This is a genomic window from Bradyrhizobium yuanmingense (assembly GCF_025200905.1).
Classification (GTDB): Bacteria; Pseudomonadota; Alphaproteobacteria; order Rhizobiales; family Xanthobacteraceae; genus Bradyrhizobium; species Bradyrhizobium yuanmingense.
Genome location: NZ_CP104173.1, coordinates 1,252,101 through 1,269,219, shown reverse-complemented (window position 1 = coordinate 1,269,219; position 17,119 = coordinate 1,252,101). Strand labels below are relative to the sequence as shown.

13 protein-coding genes and 1 pseudogene are annotated in these 17,119 nt (G+C 65.3%); 9 read left to right on the top strand and 5 right to left on the bottom strand.

From position 1 onward, the window contains the following. Positions 1-64 precede the first annotated feature (64 nt). From N2605_RS05950 to N2605_RS05935, 4 genes are all read left to right on the top strand, one after another. Positions 65-988 carry an ABC transporter ATP-binding protein gene (locus N2605_RS05950; protein ID WP_260346074.1) on the top strand — a complete coding sequence of 308 codons (924 nt, stop codon included), beginning with the start codon at positions 65-67 and terminating at the stop codon, positions 986-988. Continuing rightward, positions 985-1,746 (top strand): ABC transporter permease, encoded by a 762-nt coding sequence (locus tag N2605_RS05945; RefSeq protein ID WP_036006407.1) that lies wholly within the window; start codon positions 985-987, stop codon positions 1,744-1,746. The genes N2605_RS05950 and N2605_RS05945 overlap by 4 nt, the downstream gene beginning before the upstream one ends. Before the next feature lie 163 nt (positions 1,747-1,909). Next, positions 1,910-2,719, top strand: a complete 810-nt coding sequence (locus N2605_RS05940; RefSeq protein WP_260346072.1) for a L,D-transpeptidase — start codon at positions 1,910-1,912, stop codon at positions 2,717-2,719. A gap of 37 nt (positions 2,720-2,756) precedes the next feature. Beyond that, positions 2,757-3,752 (top strand): glycerophosphodiester phosphodiesterase, encoded by a 996-nt coding sequence (locus tag N2605_RS05935; protein ID WP_260346071.1) that lies wholly within the window; start codon positions 2,757-2,759, stop codon positions 3,750-3,752. Positions 3,753-3,858: 106 nt separating this feature from the next. Here N2605_RS05935 and N2605_RS05930 read toward each other — a convergent pair whose 3' ends face one another. Then, complete coding sequence (locus tag N2605_RS05930) at positions 3,859-6,138, bottom strand: fused MFS/spermidine synthase (protein WP_260346069.1); 2,280 nt, start codon at positions 6,136-6,138, stop codon at positions 3,859-3,861. A gap of 218 nt (positions 6,139-6,356) precedes the next feature. Here N2605_RS05930 and N2605_RS05925 point away from each other — a divergent pair, with 218 nt between their 5' ends. Further along, positions 6,357-7,967, top strand: coding sequence for a phytoene desaturase family protein (locus N2605_RS05925; protein ID WP_225127795.1), 1,611 nt, complete (start codon positions 6,357-6,359; stop codon positions 7,965-7,967). A 274-nt stretch (positions 7,968-8,241) separates the two neighbouring features. Here N2605_RS05925 and N2605_RS05920 read toward each other — a convergent pair whose 3' ends face one another. Next, complete coding sequence (locus N2605_RS05920; RefSeq protein WP_085968950.1) at positions 8,242-8,397, bottom strand: Flp family type IVb pilin; 156 nt, start codon at positions 8,395-8,397, stop codon at positions 8,242-8,244. Between the two features lie 162 nt (positions 8,398-8,559). Between N2605_RS05920 and N2605_RS05915 the strand changes: the two genes are divergently transcribed. After that, positions 8,560-9,447: a 50S ribosomal protein L11 methyltransferase gene (locus tag N2605_RS05915; RefSeq protein WP_260346068.1), complete on the top strand. Its 888-nt coding sequence runs from the start codon at positions 8,560-8,562 to the stop codon at positions 9,445-9,447. A gap of 39 nt (positions 9,448-9,486) precedes the next feature. On the opposite strand, the gene N2605_RS05910 is transcribed toward N2605_RS05915, so the two are convergent. Further along, positions 9,487-9,666 (bottom strand): hypothetical protein, encoded by a 180-nt coding sequence (locus tag N2605_RS05910; RefSeq protein ID WP_036037320.1) that lies wholly within the window; start codon positions 9,664-9,666, stop codon positions 9,487-9,489. 187 nt (positions 9,667-9,853) lie between these two features. Here N2605_RS05910 and N2605_RS05905 point away from each other — a divergent pair, with 187 nt between their 5' ends. After that, the gene (locus N2605_RS05905) at positions 9,854-11,683 is read left to right on the top strand and encodes an aminopeptidase P family protein (RefSeq protein ID WP_260346067.1); all 1,830 of its coding nucleotides are present in this window, start codon (positions 9,854-9,856) and stop codon (positions 11,681-11,683) included. A gap of 233 nt (positions 11,684-11,916) precedes the next feature. Next, positions 11,917-13,189: pseudogene (locus tag N2605_RS05900) on the top strand (multidrug effflux MFS transporter). 169 nt (positions 13,190-13,358) lie between these two features. Here the strand turns inward: N2605_RS05900 and ppdK are convergent. After that, positions 13,359-16,274 carry a pyruvate, phosphate dikinase gene (gene ppdK / locus N2605_RS05895; RefSeq protein ID WP_036024905.1) on the bottom strand — a complete coding sequence of 972 codons (2,916 nt, stop codon included), beginning with the start codon at positions 16,272-16,274 and terminating at the stop codon, positions 13,359-13,361. A 96-nt stretch (positions 16,275-16,370) separates the two neighbouring features. After that, positions 16,371-16,526 carry a DUF3096 domain-containing protein gene (locus N2605_RS05890; RefSeq protein ID WP_008562090.1) on the bottom strand — a complete coding sequence of 52 codons (156 nt, stop codon included), beginning with the start codon at positions 16,524-16,526 and terminating at the stop codon, positions 16,371-16,373. Positions 16,527-16,749: 223 nt separating this feature from the next. Here N2605_RS05890 and N2605_RS05885 point away from each other — a divergent pair, with 223 nt between their 5' ends. Next, positions 16,750-17,103 (top strand): DUF1236 domain-containing protein, encoded by a 354-nt coding sequence (locus N2605_RS05885; protein ID WP_036006381.1) that lies wholly within the window; start codon positions 16,750-16,752, stop codon positions 17,101-17,103. The last annotated feature ends 16 nt before the right edge of the window (positions 17,104-17,119 follow it).

Genomic DNA, 17,119 nt, shown 5'->3' with positions numbered 1-17,119 from the left:
CGTCCTGTCCTCCTGGATGGTCCGGCCCCCTCCCCAGCCTTTGCTCCTCAGCCTCGCGGCCATCATGTCTTCCATCATCTCCGTCGCCAATCTGTCGAAGACCTATGGGTCCGGCTTCAAGGCGCTCAAGAACGTCAATCTCGACATCAAGCGCGGCGAGATTTTTGCGCTGCTCGGCCCCAACGGCGCCGGCAAGACCACGCTGATCTCGATCATTTGCGGCATCGCCAATCCGAGCGAAGGCCGCGTCCTGGTCGGCGGCGAGGACATCCAGACCTCCTACCGCAAGGCGCGCTCGCTGATCGGCCTCGTGCCGCAGGAATTGCACACCGACGCCTTCGAGAGCGTGTGGGCGACCGTGAGGTTCTCCCGCGGCCTGTTCGGCAAGCCGAAGAACCCCGATCACATCGAGAAGGTGCTGAAGGCCCTCTCGCTGTGGGACAAGAAGGACAACAAGATCATCACGCTCTCTGGCGGCATGAAGCGCCGCGTGATGATCGCCAAGGCATTGTCGCACGAGCCGCAGATCCTGTTCCTGGACGAGCCGACCGCCGGCGTCGACGTCGAGCTGCGCAAGGGCATGTGGGAGGTGGTACGCGGGCTTCAGCAATCCGGCGTCACCATCATCCTCACCACGCATTACATCGAGGAAGCCGAGGAGATGGCCGACCGCATCGGCGTCATCAACAAGGGCGAGATCGTGCTGGTCGAGGACAAGACCACCTTGATGCAGAAGCTGGGCAAGAAGCGGCTGACGCTGCATCTGCAGAACAAGGTGACGGCGTTGCCGGAAAGCCTCAGCCAATACGAGCTCGAGCTCTGCGACGGCGGCGCGACGCTGGTCTACGATTACGACACCCAGGGCGAGCGCACCGGCATCACCAGCCTGCTCGGCGATTTGCGCGCCGCCGGCATCCGCTTCAACGACCTCGACACGACGCAATCGTCACTCGAGGACATCTTCGTCGACCTCGTGAGGACGTCATGAACCACCGCGCCATCCGCGCCATCTACCTGTTCGAAATGGCGCGTACCTGGCGGACCCTGCTGCAAAGCATCGTCTCGCCGGTGGTCTCGACCTCGCTCTATTTCGTGGTGTTCGGCGCTGCGATCGGCTCGCGCATCAGCGAGGTCGAGGGCGTCAGCTACGGCACCTTCATCGTGCCGGGCCTGATCATGCTTTCGGTGCTGACGCAGAGCATCGCCAACGCCTCGTTCGGCATCTACTTCCCGAAATTCACCGGCACGATCTACGAGATCCTGTCGGCGCCGATCTCCTATTTCGAGATCGTGCTCGGCTATGTCGGCGCCGCCGCCACCAAGTCGATCATCCTGGGCCTGATCATCCTGGCGACCGCCGGGCTCTTCGTTCCATTGCATATACAGCATCCGGTCTGGATGCTGGCCTTCCTGGTGCTGACGGCGGTGACGTTCAGCCTGTTCGGCTTCATCATCGGCATCTGGGCCGACGGATTCGAGAAGCTGCAGATGATTCCGATGCTGGTGGTGACGCCGCTCACCTTCCTCGGCGGCAGCTTCTATTCCATCGACATGCTGCCGCCGACATGGCGCACGGTCGCGCTGCTCAACCCGGTCGTCTATCTGATCTCCGGCTTCCGCTGGAGCTTTTACGAGATCGCCGACGTCAGCGTGTCCGTCAGCATCGGCATGACGTTGGCCTTCCTGGTGATCTGCCTGGTCGTGATCTGGTGGATTTTCCGAACCGGATACCGGCTCAAGAACTGACCACGCGGCGCTCGCGAAAATGTCAGCGCCGCCGGCCGGCGCGGCACAAAGCGGCCTTGCTTACGCCTGCCATCACGTTAACGATGGACAGGCTGGCCGCTGGAACCAACGCCGGGCTGCAGGCATAATGCACGCCGGGGGACGGAGAGCCGCGGCGCTAAGCATGAACAGGCCGGAGGCCAGAAGTCAGATGCGTTCGTTTTTTATTGCTCTCACATCCCTGATGCTTTTGAGCGCGAGCACCGCGCAGGCCAAGGTCGAGATCACCGTCGACAAGGACAATCAGCAGATGACCGTCGCCGTCGACGGGGTCGCGCGCTACCGCTGGCCGGTGTCGACCGGCCTCCCCTCGCGCGAGACGCCGAACGGCGCCTTCCGGGCCTTCCGCATGGAAGAGGATCACTACTCCAAGGAATTCGACGACGCGCCGATGCCGCACGCGATCTTCTTCACCAAGGTCGGGCACGCCATCCACGGCACGGACTCGGTCGGCCGGCTCGGCTCGCCGGCATCCCATGGCTGCGTGCGCCTGTCGCGCCAGAATGCCTCGACGCTCTATGCGCTGGTGCAGCAGCAGGGCGTGCTCAACACCACGGTGACGCTGACCGGCTCGGCCCAGGTGGCGCTGGCGCGCAATCCGCGCGGCCGCAACAACACTGCGGTCGCCCGCGCCCCGCAGCCGGCCGAAGACCAATACGCCACCACCGGCGCCCCCGTGGACCTGACCCCGCCGGCGCAGCCCGCGCGGCGCTACATGCCGCAGGACCACAATTACATCTACCCGGCCGATGGCAGCGACACCGGCGCGCGCTATCCGGCGCCGCGCTCGGCCACCCGCCCGCTCTACGACGCGCAGGTCTATCAGCAGCAGCCGCGGCCCTATTACGACCAGGGCTACGGCCAGCAGGGCTATTACTATCAGCCGCAGCCGCGGCAGGTTTATCAGCCGCGCGGCTACTACTATCAGAACTGACGCGGCGACCATCAACTGCCTTAACCGTCGAGGCACCATGCCATCACGTGCCACGACAATCCCGGTGCTGCTCTCGCTGCTCACTGCCGGACAAGCCACGGGATCTGATTTGGCCTTCGACCTCGAGGCACATCGCGGCGGGCGGGCGCTGCTGCCGGAAAACACCCTGCCCGCCTTCGCCCATTCGCTCACGATGGGCGTGGACACGCTGGAGCTCGACGTCGGCGTCACCGCCGACGGCGAAGTCATCGTCGCGCATGAGCGCGGGCTCAATCCCGATCTGGCACGGCGGCCCGATGGCGCCTACATCGCTCCGCCCGGCACGCCGTTCGTGAAATTGCGCCTCGACGAGATCAGGACCTATGACGTCGGCCAGATTCGGCCGGACAGTGCCTATGCGAAACAATTTCCGGGCCAGCGTGCCGTCCCGGGGACTCGCATTCCCACCTTGCGCGAGCTGTTCGCGCTGGTGCGCAAGTCCGGCAACAGGCAAGTGCGCTTCAACATCGAGACCAAGATCGATCCGAACCGTCCCGATGAAACGCTTGATCCGCAAGAATTCGTCGCGAAGCTGCTCGGGGTGATCGAGACCGAGGGAGTCTCCGATCGCGTCATGATCCAGTCGTTCGACTGGCGAACCTTGCGTCGCGTCCAGCAGCAGGCGCCGAACATCCCGACCGCGTACCTGACGATCCAGCGCAGCCTGGCTCCGACGGTAGCGCTCGACAAGGCGACAAACTGGACGGCGGGGTTCAACCCGGCCGACCACGCCGGCTCGCTGCCGCGCACGATCAAGGCTGCGGGCGGCGCGATCTGGTCGCCCTATTTCGGCGACGTGACCGCGCCTCTGGTCTCCGAGGCCCACGCGCTTGGACTGCGCGTCGTGGTCTGGACGGTGAACAAGCGTGAAGACATGACGCGCATGATCGAGCTCGGCGTCGACGGCATCATTTCGGACAGGCCGGATCTATTGCGAGAGGTGGCCGGCGCTAAGGGAATTGCGCTGCCGGTGGGGACGCCCGTGGCGCCGTAGTTGCGATGCCTCGTAGCCCGGATGGAGCGCAGCGAAATCCGGGACAGTACCACGCCGGGAGCGCTCCCGGATTGCGCTTCGCTCCATCCGGGCTACGAAGAGAGCCCTACTCGCCGTCCTTCCAACGCCGATACAACGCGCCCAGGATGTTCGAATAGTCATCGGTCCAGACCCGCACCCTGTCGTCGGCTTCGGTCTGTTCCCATTGCTTGGAGGACGCGAGCCTGCCGATGTCGGCCTCCTCGCGCGCGGAGATGACGACGTCGGTGGAGAAGATGTAGTCACCATCGCGCCCGGAATCCTCGTTGAAGACCCAGCTCTTGAGATCATTGGCGTCCGCGATACCGACGACGACGGTTTCGAGGTCCAGATGCCGGTTGGAGACGTGCATCACCACGGCACCGTGCGGCGCGAGCTTGTCCTTGTAGATCTTCATCGCCTCTTCGGTCGCAAGATGGATCGGGATCGCGTCGGACGAATAGGCGTCGACGATGACGAGATCATAGGCGCCGTCGGGCTCCTTGGCGAAGGTTAGGCGCGCATCCCCGATGACGGGCTTCATGTCGGGCATGCAGCTCGAGATGTAGCGGAAATTCCTGGGATCACGCGCCGCATCGACCATCGACTGGTCGATCTCGAAGAAGGTCCAGTCCTCCCCCTGCTCGGCGGCGCAGGCGAGCGTGCCGGAGCCAACGCCGATCGCGGCGACCTTCAGCGGCGCGCCCTTACGCTCGCGGATCGCGCTGACGGCCTGACCGATGCCGCCGTCCTTGTGGTAATAGGTGATCGGCTCGGGCCGGCCGGCAACAGGCGTGCCGTCATTGTTGCGGAAACGCTCGGCGCCATGAATGGTGGTGCCGTGCATCAGCACGTGGAAATAGCCGCCGGGCGTCACCACGATCTTGTGCACGCCGAAGAAGCTGCGCACGGTCGTGACGCGACCCTCGTCCGCGGGATAGACGCGGATCAACGCCAGCGCCAGCACGACGGTGGCAAAGATCTTCCAGCGCCCGGCATTGAGGATCAGCGCGAGCAGCGCGGCGAGCACGCCGACGGCGCCGGCGACCCAGACACGATGATCCTCGAACCAGGTCGAGAGGCCACCGGTCGTATATGACGGCGCGATGAGCGCCACCGCGAGCGCGGCGAGCGCCAGCCAGTACCATTTGACGATTGCGGCCAGCCGCTCATTCCCGGACGGACGGCACAGCGCGGCAAGCGCGATCAGGATCGGATATTCGGCGATCCACGAGAAGGTGAAGGGCGCAGCCAGCCCCGCGAACAAGCCGCCGACCATGCCACCGAACGACAACGCGACATAGAAGCCGGTGAGATATTTGGCGGCAGGCCGCGTCCGCGCCAGCTCGCCGTGGCAGGCCATGGCGATGACGAAGAAGCAGAGTTGATGTCCGCCGAGGGTCAGCAGCAGGTTCTGCTCGCCGCCGAAAGCCAGCAGGACGACGACGCCCGCAATCGCGACCGGCTGGAGCATCAGCATCCATTTGTGCGGCAGCAGCGGCCGCGACTGGAACACGACGACCCAGGTCAAGAGGTAAAGCGACAGCGGCAGCACCCACAAAAGCGGCGCCGCCGCGACGTCGGTCGAGATGTGCGCGGTGACGGCGATGAGCAGGCCCGATGGCACGGCGGCGAGGAAGATCCAGCGCAGCCGCGTCAAGAGGCCGGGCGCGGGTGCATTCACGTCCTCGGCCCGCGTGTCGGTCAGCGCCAACTTCGGCGAACGCAACAACAGCACGCCGCAGGCGCCGATGAGGAGGATCAGCAGGCCATAGCCACCGGTCCAGAACCGGTTCTGCATCTGCAGCGTGAACATCGGCTCCAGCAGGAACGGATAGGACAACAGCGCGAGGAAGCTGCCGATATTGGAGGATGCGTAGAGGAAATAGGGATCGTGCCCGGCCGGATGGCCGGTGCGGACGAACCAGGCCTGCAGCAGCGGATTGTTCGCGGCGAGCGCAAAGAACGGCAGCCCGATCGAGACCGCGAACAGGGCGAGCAGCCAGACTGCGTAGCCCGAAGCCGGCGGCTCGCCATAGGCGGAGGCGATGCCGAGCGGCAGCGTGGCGAAGGCGGCAAACAGCAGCACCAGATGTACCGCGACGGGGACGATCCGGTTCCGCGCCTGCATCAGCAGATGCGCATAGGCATAGCCGGCCAGCAGCAGCGACTGGAAGAACACCATGGCCACCGACCACACCGCCGGCGAGCCGCCGAGCCGCGGCAGCACCATCTTAGTGAACAGCGGCTGAACCGAGAACAGCAGCAGCGCGCTGACGAAGATCGCAGCGGTGTAGACCGTCAGCAGCAGCCGGTTGCGCGACGACGACGGCTGCTCCGTGGCGGCGGGTTGCACGATCGAATCCATGAATGCTCCGGCTCAAACCCCGGCGGGCGCCGGATCGCGCGCAATGGAGCACAAGGCGCCTGGACGGGCAATAAAGTGTGGCGTGATGTTGCAGCAAGGAATGCTTGATATAAGAGGGTCGTTCCGGGCGATGCAAAGCATCGAACCCGGAACCTCGAGATTCCGGGTTCTCGCTTCGCGAGCCCCGGAATGACAGTAGACCGGGCCTCGCATTCTTCATGACCGATACGGACGTCATCATCATCGGCGCGGGACATAACGGCCTCACCTGCGCGACCTATTTGGCAATGGCGGGCCTGCGCGTGCGCGTGGTCGAGCGGCGCAAGGTGGTCGGCGGTGCCGCGGTGACGGAGGAGTTTCACCCCGGCTTTCGCAATTCTGTCGCCGCCTACACCGTGAGCCTGCTCAATCCGCAGGTGATCCGTGACCTCAAGCTTGCCGAGCAGGGCCTGCGCATCGTCGAGCGGCGTGCGCAGAATTTTCTGCCCGCGCCGGACGGCAGCTATCTCCTCACCGGCGAGGGGCGAACGAAAGCCTCGGTGGCGCGGCTCAGCGCGCATGATGCGGAAGCGCTCGACGGCTTCGCGCGCGAGCTGGAAGACATTGCCGACGTGCTCAGGCGGTTCGTGCTCCGCGCGCCGCCGAACCTGCTCGACGGTTTTGGCACCAACGCGGTCCGCGAGGCCGTGAACGCTTTGCAGAGCGCCAACATTCTGCGCGGCCTGACGCTGGAACAAAGCCGCAGCCTGCTCGATCTGTTCACGCGCTCGGCCGGCGAGATGCTGGACGAACGTTTCGAGCACGATCTGGTCAAGGCGCTGTTCGGCTTCGACGCCATCGTCGGCAATTATGCCAGCCCCTACGCCGCCGGCTCGGCCTATGTGATGCTGCATCACGCGTTCGGGGAGGTGAACGGCAAGAAGGGCGTGTGGGGCCACGCCATCGGCGGCATGGGCGCGATCACGCAGGCGATGGCGCGCGCGGCACGCGACCGTGGCGTCGTGATCGACACGGATGCCGGTGTGCGCGAGGTCATCGTCGAGCGCGACCGCGCCGTCGGAATCGTGCTGGAGAACGGCTCTGCGATCCGCGCGAAATATGTCGCGGCCAATGTCAATCCAAAGCTGCTCTACACGCGCCTGATCGCGGCCGATGCTCTGCCTGCGGACTTCCTCGCCCGCATGCGGCATTGGAAGAACGGCTCCGGCACCTTCCGGATGAATGTGGCGCTGGACCGCCTGCCCTCCTTCACGGCGCTCTCAGGCGAGGGCGATCACCTCACCTCCGGCATCATCCTGGCGCCGAGTCTGGGCTATATGGATCGCGCCTGGCTCGACGCGCGCGCGCAGGGCTGGAGCCGCGAGCCTGTCGTGGAAATGCTGATCCCCTCGACGCTCGACGACACGCTGGCCCCGGCCGGCAAGCATGTCGCGAGCCTGTTCTGCCAGCATGTCGCACCAGGGCTTCCCGATGGAAAGTCGTGGGATGACCATCGCCACGAGGTCGCCGATCTCATGATCGCGACGGTGGATAAGTACGCGCCGGGATTTGCGGCAAGCGTGCTCGGCCGTCAGATCCTGTCTCCGCTCGATCTCGAGCGGCAGTTCGGGCTGCTTGGCGGCGACATCTTCCACGGCGCGCTGACATTGAACCAGCTGTTCTCGGCGCGGCCGATGCTGGGCCACGCCGACTATCGCGGGCCGCTGAGAGGCCTCTACCATTGCGGATCCGGCGCCCATCCAGGCGGCGGCGTCACCGGCGCGCCCGGCCATAACGCCGCGCAGGCCATCCTGCGGGATCACCGCGCCCTGTTCGGGAGCCGTGGATAGGGCTGTGGATTGGTTGTGGACAGGCTGTCGAAAGGCCTGTGAGCGGCCAGAGGAGGCCTGGGCGATACGGCCAGGAGCGATCCTGGGGAAAGCCGGTGGGAAATCGGCGAGGCGATCAGGGGAAAAGTGGTGGATAAAGTCCGGACAAGCAGGCGGATAAGCTGTGAAGTCGGGCGGCAAAAACGACCTCGCCCGCCAGGGGGAATCCCCAGCGGGCGGTGATCAGGAACAGCCTTTGAAGAAAATAGCCCCCGCTGGGAAATGGCGGCGGAAATTACTTCAAGGAGGTGCTAATCGAAGTGAACTTCTCGTTCATGGTGGTGCCCAGGCCGTTCACCACGGTAATGATCGCCAGGGCGATACCCGCGGCGATCAGGCCGTATTCGATCGCGGTTGCACCGGACTCGTCCGACCAGAACTTCTGAATCATGCGCTTCAAGACTCGCCTCCGTTTCAATTGCAAGCTGCGTGGAATTGCTTGTACATCCGCAAATATACGTGGCACGCGCTACAGGCGCGTTAACGCGGGGACGTCAACTTGTCCGAAAACTGGGCACTAAAAGTTCCAAAAATTGAACGCGACGGAACCTAAATGCAGCCTTCCCCGACCCATCGCGCCAGCTTTTCGATCGGCAGCGAAGCCGACGCCAAGCGCGTCGTCGACCTGCTCACCGAGATCTTTTTCGACGGCGATGCGGCGGTCGCCGCGTTCGAACGGCCTGACGGACGCTGGGACGTCACGTTGCATTTCGCCGCAGCGCCCGATCAGGCATGGCTGCGCGAACTCGTTGCAACTTCAGCAGGAAATGAGATCGCGGCGACGCTCGTCTTCGACACTGTCGAAGCCAAGGACTGGGTCAAAGCCAGCCTTGAAGATCTCGTCCCGGTGCCGGCCGGCCGCTTCGTCGTGCACGGCAGCCACGATCGCGACCGTGTGGCGCCGAACAAGCTTGCCATCGAGATCGAGGCGGCGCTCGCCTTCGGCACCGGTCACCATGGCACGACGCGCGGCTGTTTACTTCTGCTTGACCATGTCCTGAAGAGCTCCCGCCCAAGGAGCCTGCTCGATCTCGGCACCGGCACGGGCGTGCTGGCGATCGCGGCGGCGAAGGCGCTGCATCGCGCGGTGCTCGCTTCCGACATCGATCCGCCATCGGTCCGGGTGGCCGCCGAGAACGCCACGCTGAACGAAGTTGGCAACCATGTGCGGGTGATCCGCGCGACCGGCTTTGCCGCGCCAGATTTTGCGCGTGCAGGCCCGTTCGACCTGGTGCTCGCCAATATCCTTGCCAATCCGTTGCGGCAATTGGCGAGCCCGATGACGTGGCACCTTGCGCCTGGCGCCCGCGTCATCCTCTCCGGCCTCTTGACGCACCAGGCGCCCGCCGTGATCGCCGCCTACCGCGCCCGCGGCCTCGTGCCGGTGAAGCATCTGCACATCGAGGGGTGGAGCAGTCTGCTGCTGAGGAAGGTGGGATGAACTAACCGCGTCGCGACGGCGGTGCGCTCCCTCTCCGCGCTACTCGGCCGGCTTCTCGTCGCGGCGTGACGCGCGCTTGCCCCGCAAGGCGCGCTTGGCGCGGCGCTCGGCGAAACGGTCGATCATCTGGCTGATGAGGCCGCGCGGCTTCTTTGTTACTGCCGCTGTCGGAGCGCGGCGCGCCGGCGGCGAAATCTTCTCAAAGGTGAACGCTGGCATTGTGTGTCCCCTCGCCGTTGAGATGAACCACCCGCTCGAATTTCCCTGTTATCCGGACGAAGCGCAACTGCCGCATCCTTTACTCCACTCGATTCGAATGGAACTATTTCAAGCACAGTCCATGCCAGATGCGACGCAAATGCGTCTACATTGCGGACTGATCTCCATGATCCTAAAGTGATCCACCATGTTCGAAGCGCACTTCCAGACATTCGAGGAGCCGGAGGCCGGCGTCGCGTTGGCGGCACGACTGGCCGCACTTCGCGAAGAACTTGCCCGTCGCAAGTTGACCGGCTTCGTCGTGCCACGTGCCGATCAGCAGCAGAACGAATATGTGCCGCCATCGGAAGAGCGGCTCGCCTGGCTGACCGGCTTTACCGGCTCGGCGGGACTAGCAGTGGTTCTGCCGCAGGAGGCTGCGCTGTTCGTCGACGGCCGCTACACGCTGCAGGCGGCCAAGCAGGTCGATGCCAAGGCATGGGTAGTGGAATCGCTGATCGACCCGCCGCCGGAGAGCTGGGTGGCGGCGCATCTGAAAGCCGGCGACCGCCTCGGATTTGATCCGTGGCTGCACACTTTTTCGGCAGCCGAGCGATTGTCCGCCGCCTGCACCAAGGCCGGGGCCGAGCTGGTCGCGGTCGACAGCAATCCGATCGACGCGATCTGGCAGGACCGGCCGCAGCCGCCGATCGCCCCCGTCGCGGTGCACAGCCTTCAGCACGCCGGTATCACTGAAGCGGAGAAGCTGACCCAGATCAGGGCCGACATCGCCAAGCTCGGCACCGATGCCTTGGTGCTGTCGGACAGCCACGCGGTGGCCTGGACCTTCAACATCCGCGGCGCCGACGTCGCCCATACGCCGCTGCCACTGTCCTACGCGCTGGTGCCGAAGGACGGCCGTCCCACCATCTTCATCGACCACCGCAAGCTCTCCAACCTCACACGCGACCATCTCGAGCAGTCCGCTGACGTGCGCGAACCGGACGCCATGGCGCCGACGCTGATGGCGCTGGCCAAGAGCGGTGCGGCCATTGCGCTCGACAATGCCACAGCGGCCGACGCACTCAGCCGCCTGATCAGCGGGGCCGGCGGCAAGCCGGTGCGCGGCAGCGATCCGGTTGCACTGCTCAAGGCGGTCAAGAACGCGACCGAGATCAAGGGCACCAAGACGGCTCATTTGCGCGACGCCGTGGCGCTGGCGCGCTTCCTCGCATGGATCGATCGCGAGGCGCCAAGCGGCAAGCTCACCGAGATCGACGCGGTCGAGGCGCTGGAAACCTTCCGCCGCGACACCGGCGCGCTCAGGGACGTCTCGTTCCCGACCATCTCCGGCACCGGCCCGAACGGCGCCATCGTGCATTACCGCGTCACCCGCAAGAGCAACCGGCGGATCGCGCCCGGCGATCTCCTGCTGATCGATTCCGGCGCGCAATATGAAGACGGCACCACCGACGTCACGCGCACCATGGCGGTCGGCGAGCCGACGGATGAGATGCGCGACCGCTTCACCCGCGTGCTGCGCGGCCACATCGCGATCGCGCGCGCCGTCTTTCCGGACGGCACCACGGGCGCGCAACTCGACACGCTGGCGCGGCAATATCTCTGGGCCGTCGGGCTCGATTTCGAGCACGGCACCGGCCACGGCGTCGGCAGCTATCTCTCGGTGCACGAAGGACCGGCACGAATTTCGAAGCTCGGCACCACGCCGTTGAAGCGCGGCATGATCCTGTCGAACGAGCCCGGCTACTACAAGACCGATGGCTTCGGCATCCGCATCGAGAATCTCGAGCTGGTCGTCGCCGCCGACATCAAGGGTGCCGAGAAGCCGATGAACGCGTTCGAGACGCTGACCCTGGCGCCGATCGACCGCCGTCTGATCGATGTCGCGATGCTGAGCCGCGACGAGCTCGATTGGCTGAACGCGTACCATGCGCGCGTCAGGGACGACGTGCGGCCGGCGCTGGACGAGGCGACGAAGACCTGGCTCGATCAGGCCACGGCGGAGCTGAAGCTCTAACTCCGTCATAAGACTGCCTGCGTAGGGTGGGCAAAGCATCCGCTGCCGCTCGAAGAGCGGAGGCGGATGCGTGCCCACCATCCATCTCCGGGTGACGGCAGCAAATGGTGGGCACGCCGCGCAAAGAGCGCGTCTTTGCCCACCCTACAGGCCCAGCGCCTTGACGCCTCGCGCATAGCCGTATGCCGAAATGAGCGTATTCGCTCGCAACGCGATGCGGCTAGTGTCCGGCGATGCACGGCATCATCAGCAAGCCGCCCGAAGCGGCCGGCAACCTCGCGACCTCGCGTCTGGTGTTGCTGCTGCTGGTGGTGATGACCGGGGTCGCACCGATCTCGCTCTACATCCTGGTTCCGGCGCTGCCGGTGCTGGCGACGGATTTCGGCAGCGACATCTCGATCGCGCAGATGACGGTGTCGCTCTACATGGTCGGCATCGCGCTGTCGCAGCTGATCATGGGCCCGCTGTCGGACCGGTTCGGGCGGCGTCCGGTGCTGCTCGGAGGACTTGCACTGATGGTGGCGGCCAGCGTCGCCTGCATTTTCGCCGAGACCCTGCCGCAATTGATCGCCGCACGCTTCTTCCAGGCGCTCGGCGGCGCATCCGGCATGGTGATCAGCCGGGCCATCATCCGCGACATCTACGAGCGCGACCGCGTCGCCTCGATGATCAGCCTCGTGGTCGCGGCGCTGATGATCGGGCAGATGGTCTCGCCGCTCACCGGCGGCCTGATCGAGACCGCGTTGGGATGGCGCGCGATCTTTTATGCCATCACCATCGCCGCCATCGTCGTTGCCGTCGGGATCGCCTTGGCGCTGCCTGAGACCCGCCGCAGCCGCGCCGCCGGCAGCGGATTCCGCGGCGATATCGGCATGCTCATCCGCAACCGCGCCTTCGTCGGCTATGTGATGTGCCAGGTGCTGGCGTCCCAGATCATCTTCACCTTCGCCGGCGGCGGGCCCTACATCGTGGTGACGCATGGGCCGCAGCAGCGCCGAATACGGCGCCTGGTTCGCAACGACGGGCTTTGCGTTTCTGGTCGGCAACCTGCTCTGCGTGCGCTTTGCGCCGCGCCACTCGCTGGAGAAGCTGATCTGGTTCGGGCTCGCCCTGCAACTCTGCGGCAGCCTTGCGAACCTAATCTGGAGCTTCGTCGGCTGGAACGAGGCGCCCGCCTGGCTGTTCGGCACCCATATGATCGTGATGGCCGGCAATGCCTTCGTGATGGCGAATTCCGCCGCCGGCGCCATCAGCATCCGTCCCGAAGCGGCCGGCACCGCCTCGGGCGCGATGGGCTTCCTGCAGCAAGGCGTTGGCGCGCTGATGTCGCAGTTCGGCGCCTATCTCGGCGGCCACTCCGCAACGACGCTGCCGCTGACCTCAGCGGTCCTCGCGATCTCGATCCTTTGCGCCTGCGTGATGATGTTCGTCGTGCCCCGCCGCGAGGCGGTAGCGAGCGAGGCGCTGATCGGGCAGGCCGAGGAGGACGAGACGGGGATGATGTGAGGGGCGCCGAGTAGAGTCCCTCTGCGGAACGCTTCTGGATTGCTTTGTGGAGCCTGTCATCGGGCCGCGCTTTGCCCGGTGGCTCGCAATGACGACGCGGAGAGAGCAGTGCCAAAAATGAGAGGCGGGGCTGGGCCCCGCCTCTCTCAATTCAAGTCTGTGTTTCGGCTTACGCCTGGCTCGCGATCGCCTTGCCGAGCGCGGCCTGCGCCGCTGCAAGCCGCGCGATCGGCACGCGGTAGGGCGAGCAGGAGACGTAGTCGAGACCGATATGGTGGCAGAAGGCGACGGAGGCGGGATCGCCGCCGTGCTCGCCGCAGATGCCGACCTTGAGCGAAGTGCGGGTCTTGCGGCCGCGGGCGACGCCGATCTTGACCAGCTCGCCGACGCCTTCCTGATCGAGCGAGATGAAGGGATCGACCGTGAGGATGCCCTTCGCCACATAGGGACCGAGGAAGCTCGCCGCGTCGTCGCGGCTGATGCCGTAGGTCGTCTGCGTCAGGTCGTTGGTGCCGAACGAGAAGAACTCGGCCGACTGCGCGATCTCGCCCGCGAGCAGGCAAGCGCGCGGCAGCTCGATCATGGTGCCGACCTGATAGGCCAGCTTGGTGTTGGTCTCGCGCATCACGGCCTGTGCGGTGGCATCGATCCGTGCCTTGACCAGGTCGAGCTCGGCCTTGGTCGCGATCAGCGGCACCATCACCTCGAGGCCGACGGCCTTGCCGGTGCGCTTCTGCGCCTCGACCGCCGCCTCGAAGATCGCGCGGGCCTGCATCTCGGCGATCTCGGGATAGGCGATGGCGATGCGGCAGCCGCGGAAGCCGAGCATCGGGTTGAACTCCGAGAGCTCCCGGGCGCGGTCGGCGAGGCGCCGCGGGTCGGTGTTCATGGCGCGTGCCACTTCCTCGACCTCGGCATGGGTGTGCGGCAGGAATTCATGAAGGGGAGGATCCAGAAGCCGGATCGTGACGGGCAGGCCCTTCATGATCTCGAACAGCTCGACGAAGTCGGCGCGCTGCATCGGCAGCAGTTTTGCCAGCGCGGCGCGGCGCGACTGCTCGTCCTCGGAGAGGATCATCTCGCGCACCGTGCGGATGCGCGTCTCCTCGAAGAACATGTGCTCGGTGCGGCAGAGACCGATCCCTTCCGCGCCGAACTTGATCGCCGTGCGCGCGTCGTCAGGCGTGTCGCCGTTGACCCGGACGCCGATCTTGCGGACCTGGTCGGCCCAATTCATCAGCGTGCCGAACTCGCCGGACAGCTCCGGCTCGATCATCGGCATGCGGCCGGCGAGCACCTGGCCGAGCGAGCCGTCGATGGTGATGACATCACCGGTCTTGAAGGTGCGCGAGCCGATGCTCATGGTGCCGCGGCCGTAATCGACGCGGATTGTGCCGCAGCCGGAGACGCAGGGCTTGCCCATGCCGCGCGCGACCACCGCCGCGTGCGAGGTCATGCCGCCGCGCGTGGTCAGGATGCCTTCGGCGGCGTGCATGCCGTGGATGTCTTCCGGGCTGGTCTCGATGCGGACCAAAATCACCTTGCGTCCGTCGCCCTGAAGCTTGGCCGCCTCGTCCGAGGAGAACACGATCTCGCCGGAGGCCGCACCCGGCGAAGCCGGCAGGCCGGTTGCGATCACGTCGCGCTTGGCGTTGGGATCGATGGTCGGATGCAGGAGCTGGTCGAGCGAGGCCGGATCGATCCGCGTCACCGCTTCCTTCTTCGAGATCAGGCCCTCATTGGCGAGCTCGACCGCGATACGCAGCGCGGCCTTGGCGGTGCGCTTGCCGCCGCGGGTCTGGAGCATCCAGAGCTTGCCCTGCTCGACGGTGAACTCCATGTCCTGCATGTCGCGGTAGTGCTTCTCGAGCAGCGTGTAGATCCGCGTCAGCTCCTTGAAGGCTTCCGGCATCGCCGCTTCCATCGACGCCTTGTCGGAGCCCGACTCCTTGCGCGCCTCCTCGGTGATGTCCTGCGGCGTGCGGATGCCCGCGACCACGTCCTCGCCTTGTGCGTTGATCAGGAACTCGCCGTAGAGCTTGCTCTCGCCGGTCGAGGGGTTGCGGGTGAAGGCAACGCCCGTGGCCGAGGTCTCGCCCATGTTGCCGAACACCATGGCCTGCACGTTGACCGCGGTGCCCCAGGATTCCGGAATGTCGTGCAGCTTGCGGTAGGTCACCGCGCGCGCGTTCATCCAGGATGAGAACACCGCGCCGATCGCGCCCCAGAGCTGGTCGTGCGGATCCTGCGGGAATTCCTTGCCGGTCTCGCGTGCGACCGCGTCCTTGTACTTGCCGACCAGTTCGACCCAGTCCTCGGCGGACAGATCGGTGTCGAGCGTGTAGCCCTGGCTGTCCTTGAAGGTGTCGAGGATCTCCTCGAAGTGATGATGCTCGAAGCCGAGCACCACGTCGGAATACATCGTGATGAAGCGGCGATAGCTGTCATAGGCGAAACGGCGGTCGCCCGACAGCTCGGCCAGCGCTTCCACGGTCTGGTCGTTGAGGCCGAGATTGAGCACGGTGTCCATCATGCCCGGCATCGAGGCGCGCGCGCCGGAGCGCACCGAGACGAGCAGCGGGTTCCTGGTGTCGCCGAACACCTTGCCGGTCAACTTGCCGACATAGTCGAGCGCCTTCTCAACCTGCGGCTTCAGTTCCTTCGGGTAGGTCTTGTCGTGCTCGTAGAAATAGGTGCAGACCGAGGTCGGGATGGTGAAGCCCGGAGGCACCGGCAGGCCGAGATTGGCCATCTCAGCGAGGTTGGCGCCCTTGCCGCCGAGCAGGTCGCGCATTTCCGTCCGGCCCTCGGCCTTGCCGTCACCGAACGTGTAGACCCATTTGCCGGCCTTCGCCGCTGCCGGCGCCGCCTTGGCAGGCACAACCTTCTTCGGCGCAGGCTTCGCGGCAACCTTCGGCGAAGCCGCCTTGGTCATTGCCTTTGCCACCGGCTTTGCAGTGGGTTTGGCGACCGGCTTCGGCGCGCTCTTGGCCAGCGCCTTGCGGGCCGCCGGCGCGGCCTTCGCCTTGGCGGAGGGCTTTGATTTCGCTGCAGTTTTAGAAGGCTTCGAGGCGGCTTTGGCCATAGCTTGCACACAACCTGCGAGAGGAATGGGAAATCGCGGGCCTTACACCACTTTGGGCGGGCCCGCGCAAGACGGACAGTTCCGAAAAGTGAACGCCTAGAAGCGGAGCCACTTCAGGAGCCCGAGCCCGATCGCGCCGTTGACGATGAGGAAGATCGCGACGATGAGGTTGAGAAGCCGCGGCATGATCAGGATGAGCACGCCCGCAATCAACGACAGGATCGGCGAAATGTGGGCGACGGTGATGTGCATGAACTATCTTTCTGTGAGGTGAGGCGAATCGCGCGCGGATCATAACCGGATGGGTTCCGGGAGTAGAGATGCGCAAGGGCTGCTGCGAGTTCCGGCCTCACGAAAACTGCCCGAAATTGCCGCGAATGCGGCATGCCTTTTCCCGGAACATTGGCTTGAGGCACGCATTGGCAACCGGTCGCGCCGCTCGCGCGCCCGCAGAATCACGTCGAAGGAGTTGTCCATGCGGAACAGGATTTTTGCTCTCGCAGCGCTCGCGGCCGCAACCGGCGCGCCCCTTGCGGCGCAGGCGCAAAGCGATGTCACGATTGGACGCGCGCCCGCCATGGTCGACGGCGCGCCGACGATTGCCGTCGAACAACGGCCCGCCTTCCGCGAATATGTCGTTGAACAACGTGTGCCGCCCTTCCGCATTCCGGATCGCGTGGTGGTCGGCACCACCTTACCCGAGGCAGGCGTCACCTATTATGACGTGCCGCAACGTTTCGGCGCCACGACCTATCGCTACACCGTCGTGAACGGCGAAACCGTGCTGGTCGAGCCGCGCTCGCGCCGCATCGTCGAGGTGCTGGACTAAAGACGCAGCCGCTCCA

What these genes read in the sequence shown, in the direction of transcription:
- N2605_RS05915 (WP_260346068.1), top strand. Translation starts at nt 8,560, where the DNA reads ATGCAGCCTTCCCCGACCCATCGCGCCAGCTTTTCGATCGGCAGCGAA.
- N2605_RS05940 (WP_260346072.1), top strand. Translation starts at nt 1,910, where the DNA reads ATGAACAGGCCGGAGGCCAGAAGTCAGATGCGTTCGTTTTTTATTGCT.
- N2605_RS05925 (WP_225127795.1), top strand. Translation starts at nt 6,357, where the DNA reads ATGACCGATACGGACGTCATCATCATCGGCGCGGGACATAACGGCCTC.
- N2605_RS05950 (WP_260346074.1), top strand. Translation starts at nt 65, where the DNA reads ATGTCTTCCATCATCTCCGTCGCCAATCTGTCGAAGACCTATGGGTCC.
- N2605_RS05890 (WP_008562090.1), bottom strand. Translation starts at nt 16,526, where the DNA reads ATGCACATCACCGTCGCCCACATTTCGCCGATCCTGTCGTTGATTGCG.
- ppdK (WP_036024905.1), bottom strand. Translation starts at nt 16,274, where the DNA reads ATGGCCAAAGCCGCCTCGAAGCCTTCTAAAACTGCAGCGAAATCAAAG.
- N2605_RS05910 (WP_036037320.1), bottom strand. Translation starts at nt 9,666, where the DNA reads ATGCCAGCGTTCACCTTTGAGAAGATTTCGCCGCCGGCGCGCCGCGCT.
- N2605_RS05930 (WP_260346069.1), bottom strand. Translation starts at nt 6,138, where the DNA reads ATGGATTCGATCGTGCAACCCGCCGCCACGGAGCAGCCGTCGTCGTCG.
- N2605_RS05905 (WP_260346067.1), top strand. Translation starts at nt 9,854, where the DNA reads ATGTTCGAAGCGCACTTCCAGACATTCGAGGAGCCGGAGGCCGGCGTC.
- N2605_RS05885 (WP_036006381.1), top strand. Translation starts at nt 16,750, where the DNA reads ATGCGGAACAGGATTTTTGCTCTCGCAGCGCTCGCGGCCGCAACCGGC.
- N2605_RS05935 (WP_260346071.1), top strand. Translation starts at nt 2,757, where the DNA reads ATGCCATCACGTGCCACGACAATCCCGGTGCTGCTCTCGCTGCTCACT.
- N2605_RS05920 (WP_085968950.1), bottom strand. Translation starts at nt 8,397, where the DNA reads ATGATTCAGAAGTTCTGGTCGGACGAGTCCGGTGCAACCGCGATCGAA.
- N2605_RS05945 (WP_036006407.1), top strand. Translation starts at nt 985, where the DNA reads ATGAACCACCGCGCCATCCGCGCCATCTACCTGTTCGAAATGGCGCGT.